We start from the raw sequence: 9467 nt of genomic DNA on the forward strand, positions 1-9467 counted from the left end.
TGGCCGACGGTCGTGCCTTCGATATCCTTGCGCGACAGGATGTCGTCGGTGGTGAAGTCGCCGACATAGGCGGCGGAAGCCATCATTGCAGGTGCGAAGCGCGAGCCTTCCTCGTTGGTCCAGTTGACGACGCAGATCGGCGCCTCGGTCTCGATGCCGGCGTCGTTCAGCGTGCGGATGACTTCCAGCGCACCGAGCGTCCCCAGGATGCCGTCATACTTGCCGCCGGTCGGCTGGGTGTCGAGATGCGAGCCGATGCCGACGGGCGGCTTCGACATGTCGCGGCCCCTGCGCAGGCCGAACTGTGATCCGAGCGCGTCGACGTGGAGTTCGAGGCCGGCATCCGCGCAGGCCTGGCGGAACCAGTCGCGAACCTGCTTGTCTTCGCTGCTGAGCGTCAGCCGGCGCACGCCGCCCTTGGCCGTCGCGCCAAACTGCGCGGTCTCATGGATGGAGCCCCAGAGGCGGGCGGAATCGATCTGCAGGTTCGTGGCGGCTCGGCTCATGCGTCAGTCCATTTTTGGCTGTCATTCCGGGGCGGCTCGAAGAGCCGAACCCGGAATCTCGAGATTCCGGGATCGATGCTGTCGCATCGCCCCGGAATGACGTTGAAGGTTGTCCGGCGCCTTTTTCAATGACGTGCCGGCGCGGGCGCGTCAACCGCGAGGCTGCTCTGCGCAATCTGCCGTGCCAGCTCGGCGACGCGCTCCACGGCGACGACGTCGGGCGAGGCGAGCCAGCTCGCGGTGAAGGTCAGCGGGGCGATCGCGAGGTCGGTGTCGAGCAGCTGCAGCCGTCCGTCGGCGAGCTCGTTCTCGACGATGGCGTCAGGGATCACGGCGATACCGAGCCCCTCGACCGCCATGTGGATGACCGTCGCCAGTGAGGCGGAGGCATGCAGCCGGATCGGCGGCAGCTCCGGCCGGTCGAACACCTCCCGGACGACCTCGTAAGGCTTGGTCTTGCGCGGGAAGGTGATGATCGGAAACCGCGCCAGCTCCGCCGGGGTCACCGGGCCCTTGCCGAGCCCCAGCGAAGGGCTTGCGAGAAAGCCGATCGGATAATCGGCGAGCACGCGGTTGTGCACGCCGGAGGCGGACAAGGGTCCGACGACGAAAGCGAGCTCGATCTCCTGCGCGAGCAGGCGCGCGGTGAGGTTCGGCGTGATGTCGACCTCGATCTCCAGCGACAGGTTCGGATAGACCTGGTTCACGCTCTTCACGAGCCGCGGCAGCCAAGTGTGCACGATGGTTTCGGCGACACCGAGGCGCATGACACCGCGCATCGCCGTCCGGTCGCCGATCTCCGCCATCATCGCGGCGCGCAGACCGATCAGCTTCTCGGCATAAACCATCATCTGCCGGCCGCTCGGTGTCGGTGAGGCGACGCGATGATCTCTGTTGAGGAGCTTCACACCCATCTCGCGCTCGAGCTGGGCGATGCGCTGCGAGATCGCCGGCTGGGTCGTGTTGAGCCGTTGTGCGGCGCCCCGGAAGCTGCCGAGCTTGACAACCCAGAGGAACGTCTCGATCGACCTGAAGTCCAGCATCGGAAGGATTGTCCCCGTCGATAAATGAGATTTATCGAGATTGATTAGAAACGACGATTAGACTTTATAGCACGCTTGGTGTTGGCTTGTCTTTGTCGAGTTTATAGGCAGGTCGATCGCATGACTGTTTTGGTGGCAGCGCAGCAAACTGAAACGCCCGACACACTCCCGAGCCGCAAGGCCCGGCTCGCCTACCGCGAGGGATTGGTCGCCTCCACTGCCGGCGTCGCTCCCGGGTTCGTTCAGGGCAATCTCGCGATCCTGCCGGCGGCCTATGCCGGCGCCTTTCACCGCTTCTGCCAGCTCAATCCGAAGCCGTGCCCGATCATCGGCATGTCCGATGTCGGCAGTCCTTTCATTCCTTCGCTCGGCGCCGATCTCGACATCCGCACCGACGTGCCGCGCTACCGGGTCTGGCGCGATGGCGAGGTCGTCGAGGAGCCGACCGAGGTGACCAAGTATTGGCGCGACGATCTCGTCACCTTCGTGCTCGGCTGCTCTTTCTCATTCGAGGAGGCTCTGCTCGAAGAGGGCATGCCGATCAGGCACATCGAGCGCAATGTGCGCGTGCCGATGTACCGCACCAACATCGCCTGCAGCGAGGCCGGACCGTTTGCCGGTCCCATGGTGGTCTCGATGCGCCCGTTCAAGCCGGCCGATGCGATCCGTGCGGTGCAGATCACCTCGCGTTATCCCGCCGTGCACGGCGCGCCCGTGCATCTCGGCCATCCGCACCTGATCGGCATCAAGGACATTGGCAAGCCCGACTACGGCGATCCCGTTCCGGTCGCCGACGACGAGATTCCGGTGTTCTGGGCCTGTGGTGTGACTCCGCAATCGGTGATCAACGCGGCGAAACTCCCGTTCGCGATCACGCACTCGCCTGGCTTGATGCTGGTGACGGATCTGAAGAACAGGAACATGTCCGTGATTTAGCAGGCAGCGTCTGCTGCTTCTTCAGGCTTTACCGCATCCACCAATCGCTTCATTCGATCAGTCGAAATTCAGTAACAGGGGACTTTGCCATGACGATCACTCGCCGCGACGTGTTGTTGGGAGCCACCGCCACTGCCGCTCTCGTGCCGCTGGCAGCGCGTGCACAGACTTCGGAAGTCGTGATCGGCGTGATCTATCCGTTCTCCGGCGGCAGCGCGCAGCAGGGCGTCGACGCGCAGAAAGCCTATGAGACGGCGCTCGAAGTCATCAACAAGAACACCGATTTCGACCTGCCGCTGGCGAAAGGCGAGGGCCTGCCGGGTCTCGGCGGTGCGAAGATCCGTCTCGTGTTCGCCGACCACCAGGCCGATCCGCAGAAGGGCCGCGCCGAGGCCGAGCGCCTGATCACGCAGGAGAAGGTCAGCGCCATCATCGGCACCTATCAGAGCGCCGTCGCGGTCACCGTCAGCCAGATCTGCGAACGCTACCAGGTCCCGTTCGTTTCCGCAGACAATTCCTCGCCCAGCCTGCATCGCCGCGGCCTGAAATATTACTTCCGCGCTGCGCCGCATGACGAGATGTACTCGGCCGCGATGTTCGACTTCTTCGATGCCATGAAGAAGAAGGGCGCCAAGATCGAGACGCTGTCGCTGTTCCACGAGGACACCATCTTCGGCACCGACTCCGGCAATGCCCAGACCAAGATCGCCGGCGAGCGCGGCTACAAGATCGTCACCGACATCAAGTATCGCGCCAACTCGCCCTCGCTCTCGGCCGAGGTGCAGCAGCTCAAGACCGCCAATGCCGACGTGCTGATGCCCTCGAGCTACACCACCGACGGCATCCTCCTGGTCAAGACCATGGCCGAGCTCGGCTACAAGCCGAATGCGATCGTGGCGCAGGACGCCGGCTTCTCCGAGAAGGCGCTTTATGATGCCGTCGGCGACAAGCTCGAAGGCGTGATCTCGCGCGGCACCTTTTCGCTCGACCTCGCGCAGAAGCGTCCGATGGTCGGCAAGATCAACGACATGTTCAAGGCGAAGTCGGGCAAGGATTTCAACGATCTCACCTCGCGTCAGTTCATGGGCCTGATCATCCTCGCCGACGCCATCAACCGCGCCAAGTCGACCGACGGCGAGAAGATCCGCGACGCGCTGGCCGCGACCGACATTCCGGGCGAGCAGACCATCATGCCCTGGAAGCGCGTCAAGTTCGACGAGATGGGGCAGAACAACGACGCCGATCCGGTGCTGCTGCAATATGTCGGCGGCAAGTTCGTCACCATCTTCCCGCCGCAGGCCGCGATCGCCGAAGCGATCTGGCCGATGAAGTAAGATTGGGAAAGCGGGAGCTCAGGTGTAGCTCCCGCCCTCATCCTGAGGAGCGGGCGTAGTCCGCGTCTCGAAGGAAGAGGGCTGGGCCATCCTTCGAGACGCGCGCTTGTGCGCGCTCCTCAGGATGGGGATCTATTTCGGGGGACAGACTTTTGACAGCCCAAGCCATCATCCAGAGTCTCGCGAGCGGCCTTCTCATGGGCCTGCTCTACGGGCTGATCGCGGTCGGCCTCGCGCTGATCTTCGGCCTGATGGACGTCGTGAACTTTGCCCATGGCGAGTTCCTGATGATCGCGATGTACGTGTCATTCTTCCTGTTCGCGTTCTTCGCCATCGATCCCTTGCTGTCGGCGCCGCTGGTCGCCGCGGCGCTGTTCGTGTTCGGGGCGGTGGTCTATTTGCTCATTGTACGCTTCGCCATGAGGGCCAAGGCCAATGCGGGCATGGTGCAGATTTTCTCCACCTTCGGTCTCGCGATCGTCATGCGCGGTCTCGCGCAATTCTTCTTCACGCCGGACTATCGCAGCATCCCGCAGTCCTGGCTCGGCGGCAAAACCATCTCGGTCGCCGGCATCTTCCTGCCGGAGCCGCAGCTGGTCGGCGCGCTGGTCTCGATACTCGCCTTCGCCGGGCTCTACTTCTTCATCCACCGCACCGATTTCGGCCGCGCGCTGGAAGCGACGCGTGAGGATCCCGGCGCGGTCGCGCTGGTCGGCATCGACAAGAACCGTGTGTTCGCGCTCGGCTGGGGCCTCGGTGCCGCGCTGGTCGGCCTCGCCGGCGCGATCATGGCGGTGTTCTTCTACATCTATCCCGATGTCGGCGCGTCCTTTGCGCTGATCGCCTATGTCACGGTCGCGCTCGGCGGCTTCGGCAGCGTGTTCGGCGCCTTTGCCGGCGGCATCATCGTCGGCCTCGTCGAGGCGGTCACGGCCTTGGTGCTGCCGCCCTCGCTGAAGTCGGTCGGCATCTATGCCGTCTATCTCCTCGTCGTCTTCATCCGGCCGCGCGGCCTGTTCGGGTCGATGTGATGGACAAGAATTTTGCCGCGCGGCGCCGCCGCGACCTCATTATCGCCGCCGTTTTGGCCGGGCTCGCAGCGCTGGCGCCGCTGTTCGTCAAGGACGTCTACGTCCAGAACATCCTGATCCTGACCCTGATGTACGCGGCGCTGTCGCAGAGCTGGAACATCCTGTCCGGCTATTGCGGGCAGATATCGCTGGGCCACGCGCTCTATTTCGGCATCGGCGCTTACACCACCGAGTTGCTGTTCACCAAGTTCGGCGTGCTGCCCTGGTTCGGCATGCTCGGCGGCGGCATGATCGCGGCCGTCATCGCGATGGGGCTCGGCTATCCTTTCTTCCGCCTGCGCGGCCACTACTTCGTGATCGCGACCATCGTCATCGCCGAGATCGGTCTGCTGCTGTTCCAGAACTGGGAATGGGCGGGAGCCGCGATGGGCATCACCATTCCGATCCGCGGCGACAGCTGGCTGAAATTCCAGTTCCTGCGCACCAAGCTGCCGTACTTCTATTTCGCGCTGGGGCTGTGCTGCCTCGCCTGGTTCGTCACCTGGTGGCTGGAGGATTCCAAATGGGGCTTCTGGTGGCGCGCGGTGAAGGACAATCCGGAAGCGGCCGAAAGTCTCGGTGTCGTCGTGTTCAACTCCAAGATGGGCGCAGCTGCCGTCTCCGCTTTCCTGGTCGCGATCGGCGGTGCCTTCTATGCGCAGTTTCTCGCCTATATCGATCCCGAGAGCGTGATGGGCTTCCAGTTCTCGCTGCTGATGGCGCTGCCGGCCGTGCTCGGCGGCATCGGCACCCTCTGGGGCCCGGTGTTGGGGGCCGCCATCCTGATCCCGATGACGGAGCTGACGCGCTCCTATATCGGCGGGTCCGGGCGCGGCGTCGATCTCATCGTCTATGGTGCGCTGATCGTGGCGATCTCGCTGGCCTTGCCGCAGGGACTGGTGAGTCTGTTCTCCCGCTCAAAAGCCAAGAGCCAAGTCAAGGGAGCCACACGATGACGGCGCTCCTGGAAACCCGCGGCGTCTGGCAGCGGTTCGGCGGCCTCGTCGCCAACAGCGACGTCTCGATCTCGGTTGGCCGCGGCGAGATCGTCGGTCTGATCGGCCCGAACGGTGCCGGCAAGTCGACGCTGTTCAATCTCATCGCCGGCGTGCTGCCGCCGACGCAAGGCTCGATTCTATTCGACGGTGAGGATGTCACCCACATGCCGGCGGCCGAGCGCTGCCAGCGCGGCGTCGGTCGCACCTTCCAGGTCGTCAAGAGCTTCGAGACCATGACAGTGATCGACAACGTCATCGTCGGCGCCCTCGTGCGCAACACCGTGATGCGCGAGGCGCGCCGCAAGGCGCATGAGGTCTTGGAGTTCACCGGCCTTGCCGCGCGCGCCGACGTGCTGGCGAGCGACCTCGTGCCGGCCGAGAAGCGCCGCCTCGAAGTCGCGCGTGCGCTTGCGACCGAACCAAAGCTGCTGCTGCTCGACGAAGTCCTCACCGGCCTGACGCCGACCGAGGCACAGACCGGTGTGGCGCTGGTGCGCAAGGTGCGCGATGCCGGCATCACCGTGTTGATGGTCGAGCACGTCATGGAGATCGTGATGCCGCTGGTCGACCGTGCCATCGTGCTCGATCTCGGCAAGGTGCTGGTCGAGGGCAAGCCCGCAGACGTCGTCCGCGATCCCAAGGTGATCAGCGCATATCTGGGAGATCGTCATGCTGTCGGTGCATGAAGTCACGACGGCCTATCAGGGCCTCGTCGCGATCTCCGCGGTCTCGATCGAGGTCCAGAAGGGCGAGATCGTCTGCGTCGCCGGGGCCAACGGCGCGGGCAAGTCGACGTTGCTGAAATCCATCGCCGGTGCCGAGCGTCCGCGCTCGGGCACGGTGACGTTCGACGGCAAGCGCATCGACGGCATGGCGCAGCACCACATCACCGCCGCCGGCATCGCCTATGTGCCGGAAAACCGCCGCCTGTTTCCACGGCTGTCGGTGCGCGACAATCTTCGCCTCGGCAGCTACCTCTACCGTGGCGAAGCCAACCGCGAAGAGCCGCTCGATCTCGTCTTCAAGTTGTTCCCCCGTCTTCAGGAACGTTTGGAGCAGCGCGCCGAGACGCTCTCCGGCGGCGAGCAGCAGATGCTCGCGATAGGCCGCGCGCTGATGACGCGCCCGCGGCTTCTGATGCTCGACGAGCCCTCGCAGGGCATCATGCCGAAGCTCGTCGACGAAATCTTCCAGGCCGTGAAGCGCATCCGCGACGCCGGCATGACCGTGCTGATCGTCGAGCAGCGCATGGCCGAGTGCCTCGAGATCGCCGACCGCGCCTACATCCTGCAAACCGGCCGCGTGCTGATGCAGGGCCCGTCCGCGGAGATCAGGGGCAATCCGGATGTGCGGAAGGCGTATCTGGGGCTGTAGCTAGACTGCCGCCGCAATCGCAGCCGTCATCCTGAGGTGCGCGCTCTTTGCGCGCCTCGAAGGATGCGCCGCGGGCGCCTGTCACCCATCCTTCGAGGCTTCACCTTGCGATGCGCTGCATCGCAAGGCTCGCACCTCAGGATGACGTCGCTGTGCGTGGTTAGTGGTTCGCTAGGATTGCGACCCGAGCCTTGCCTGAGCTGCCGCCAGCAGCACTGCTTCGACGATTGCGTCGAACTCTTCCTTTCCGATCGGATCAGTTGCGGCCAGCTCGTCGTACGTCTTCTTATAGGGAGACCACCAGTGGTGGCGTAGGCCAACCTCGTGGAGAACGCGGGCGGCCGCCTCTATCTCACTTGGTGTAGGCCGCGTTGGATCGGTCATTGGTGCCCCTGTTCCGGCAGCGCCACCCCGAACACCTTCACCAGATCCGTCACCTGTTCCGGCGACAGATAGCGCGGGTTCATCCCGCGCAGCAGCAAGTACAGCTTCGCCGTCTCCTCCAGCTCCTCGGTCGCGAACACGGCGGCTTCCAGCGTGTCGCCGGCAACCACCGGGCCGTGATTGGCGAGCAGCACGGATGAATATTTTCCCGCCAGTCCCTTGATCGCGTCAGCCACAGCGGGATCGCCGGGGCGGTAATAGGGCACGAGTGCGGTGGCGCCGCATTTCATCAGGTAGTAGGCCGTCATCGGCGGCAATGCGGCGCGCGGGTCGATCTCGGGCAGCATCGTGAGCGCGACCGAATGGGTCGAGTGCAGATGCACGATCGCGCGTGCACTGCCGCGCGTGTCGTAGAGCGCGGCGTGCAGCGGAACTTCCTTGGTCGGCGCATCGCCCGAAACCAGCCGTCCCCCTCTATCCAGCCGCGACAGCTTCGCGGGGTCGAGGAAGCCGAGCGAGGCGTTGGTCGGCGTCACCAGCCAGCCGCCGTCGTCTATCTTGACGCTGATATTGCCGGAGGAGCCCGGCGTCAGGCCGCGCTCGAACAGGGACCGCCCGAAGCGGCAGATATCCTCGCGCAGCCTTGTCTCGTTGCTCGTTTCGCTTCTCATGGCCGTCATGCCTGCTTGTCTCACGCTTTGGCAGTGTGGCCAAGCCGTGATATCGGTTCGCTGAGCCGCCGCGAAGGGCGGCCGCCCGGGAAACGTTCGCAAGGATCAGTTGCATGTCGGCCTCCACGTCACAAAATCAGCGTATCGCCGTCATCGGGCTCGGCTCGATGGGCTTCGGCATGGCGACCTCGCTGAAGCGCGCCGGCCATGCCGTGACCGGCTGCGACGTCTCGACTGACGCGGTGGCGCGCTTCGTGACGGATGGCGGCGCGGGGGCCAGGACACCGGCCGAAGCGGCCAAGGAGGCCGATAGCGTCGTCAGCGTCGTGGTCAACGCCGCGCAGACCGAGGCGATCCTGTTCGGCAAGGATGGTGCCGCCGAGACCATGCCGAAGGACAGCGTCTTCATATCCTCGGCCACCATGGATCCCGACGTGGCGCGGCGCCTTGCCAAGCAGCTCGAGGCGACCGGCCGGCATTACCTGGACGCGCCGATCTCCGGCGGGGCGCAGCGCGCCGCGCAGGGCGAGCTGACGATCCTCGCCTCCGGCAGTCCCGCCGCTTTTGCCAAGGCGCGGCCCGCGCTCGATGCCATGGCCGCAAAGCTCTACGAGCTCGGCGATGCCGCAGGCCAGGGCGCCGCCTTCAAGATGATCAACCAGTTGCTGGCCGGCGTGCACATCGCCGCGGCCAGCGAAGCCATGGCGTTCGCGGCCAGGCAGGGCCTCGACATCCGCAAGGTCTATGAGGTCATCACGGCGTCCGCCGGCAATTCCTGGATGTTCGAGAATCGCATGCCGCATGTGCTCGACGGCGATTACACGCCGCGCAGCGCGGTCGAGATCTTCGTCAAGGACCTCGGCATCATCCAGGACATGGCGCGCACCGCCCGCTTCCCTGTGCCGGTTTCCGCCGCTGCGCTTCAGATGTTCCTGATGACATCAGCCGCCGGCATGGGCCGCGACGACGACGCATCGGTGGCGCGGATGTATGCGCAGGTCACCGGCGTCAAGCTGCCCGGTGACAAGTAAGCAAGAGGAGCTCCGATGCCCCGTTTCGCCGCCAATCTCTCGATGATGTTCACCGAGGTGCCGTTCCTCGACCGCTTCGACGCGGCCGCGCAAGCCGGCTTCACCGCCGTCGAGTTTCTC

At 64.8% G+C, this 9467-nt stretch carries 11 protein-coding genes and 1 pseudogene; 8 read left to right on the plus strand and 4 right to left on the minus strand.

Annotated features, from left to right (window positions below):
* Both IC50_RS24615 and IC50_RS24620 read right to left on the minus strand, forming a co-directional pair.
* Nucleotides 1–506, minus strand: a 506-nt coding sequence (locus IC50_RS24615) for a M20/M25/M40 family metallo-hydrolase (RefSeq protein WP_035710808.1), incomplete at its 3' end; no start/stop codon positions are given.
* Between the two features lie 125 nt (nucleotides 507–631).
* Nucleotides 632–1549, minus strand: a complete 918-nt coding sequence (locus IC50_RS24620) for a LysR family transcriptional regulator (protein WP_035710811.1) — start codon at nucleotides 1547–1549, stop codon at nucleotides 632–634.
* Between the two features lie 120 nt (nucleotides 1550–1669).
* On the opposite strand from IC50_RS24620, the gene IC50_RS24625 reads away from it, so the two are divergent.
* From IC50_RS24625 to IC50_RS24650, 6 genes are all read left to right on the plus strand, one after another.
* Nucleotides 1670–2485, plus strand: coding sequence for a putative hydro-lyase (locus IC50_RS24625; protein WP_035710812.1), 816 nt, complete (start codon nucleotides 1670–1672; stop codon nucleotides 2483–2485).
* Nucleotides 2486–2574: 89 nt separating this feature from the next.
* Nucleotides 2575–3819: an ABC transporter substrate-binding protein gene (locus tag IC50_RS24630; RefSeq protein ID WP_035710815.1), complete on the plus strand. Its 1245-nt coding sequence runs from the start codon at nucleotides 2575–2577 to the stop codon at nucleotides 3817–3819.
* A gap of 152 nt (nucleotides 3820–3971) precedes the next feature.
* On the plus strand, nucleotides 3972–4850 hold the full coding sequence (locus tag IC50_RS24635) for a branched-chain amino acid ABC transporter permease (protein WP_035710818.1): 879 nt from the start codon (nucleotides 3972–3974) through the stop codon (nucleotides 4848–4850).
* Entirely contained in the window at nucleotides 4850–5845 is a 996-nt protein-coding gene (locus IC50_RS24640) for a branched-chain amino acid ABC transporter permease (protein WP_035710821.1), read from the plus strand. Before IC50_RS24635 ends, IC50_RS24640 begins: the two co-directional genes overlap by 1 nt.
* The gene (locus IC50_RS24645) at nucleotides 5842–6573 is read left to right on the plus strand and encodes an ABC transporter ATP-binding protein (RefSeq protein WP_018315620.1); all 732 of its coding nucleotides are present in this window, start codon (nucleotides 5842–5844) and stop codon (nucleotides 6571–6573) included. The genes IC50_RS24640 and IC50_RS24645 overlap by 4 nt, the downstream gene beginning before the upstream one ends.
* Nucleotides 6557–7261, plus strand: a complete 705-nt coding sequence (locus IC50_RS24650) for an ABC transporter ATP-binding protein (RefSeq protein ID WP_035710826.1) — start codon at nucleotides 6557–6559, stop codon at nucleotides 7259–7261. The genes IC50_RS24645 and IC50_RS24650 overlap by 17 nt, the downstream gene beginning before the upstream one ends.
* Before the next feature lie 171 nt (nucleotides 7262–7432).
* On the opposite strand, the gene IC50_RS24655 is transcribed toward IC50_RS24650, so the two are convergent.
* Both IC50_RS24655 and otnC read right to left on the minus strand, forming a co-directional pair.
* Complete coding sequence (locus IC50_RS24655) at nucleotides 7433–7645, minus strand: hypothetical protein (protein ID WP_035710828.1); 213 nt, start codon at nucleotides 7643–7645, stop codon at nucleotides 7433–7435.
* Nucleotides 7642–8325, minus strand: a complete 684-nt coding sequence (gene otnC / locus IC50_RS24660) for a 3-oxo-tetronate 4-phosphate decarboxylase (RefSeq protein ID WP_035710830.1) — start codon at nucleotides 8323–8325, stop codon at nucleotides 7642–7644. Before otnC ends, IC50_RS24655 begins: the two co-directional genes overlap by 4 nt.
* 104 nt (nucleotides 8326–8429) lie before the next feature.
* Between otnC and ltnD the strand changes: the two genes are divergently transcribed.
* The gene (ltnD, locus tag IC50_RS24665) at nucleotides 8430–9347 is read left to right on the plus strand and encodes an L-threonate dehydrogenase (protein ID WP_035710832.1); all 918 of its coding nucleotides are present in this window, start codon (nucleotides 8430–8432) and stop codon (nucleotides 9345–9347) included.
* Nucleotides 9348–9362: 15 nt separating this feature from the next.
* Nucleotides 9363–9467 (plus strand): annotated as a pseudogene (locus IC50_RS41445) (hydroxypyruvate isomerase); the annotation flags it as partial.

It is taken from the genome of Bradyrhizobium genomosp. I (2014), assembly GCF_000261685.1.
GTDB lineage: Bacteria > Pseudomonadota > Alphaproteobacteria > Rhizobiales > Xanthobacteraceae > Bradyrhizobium.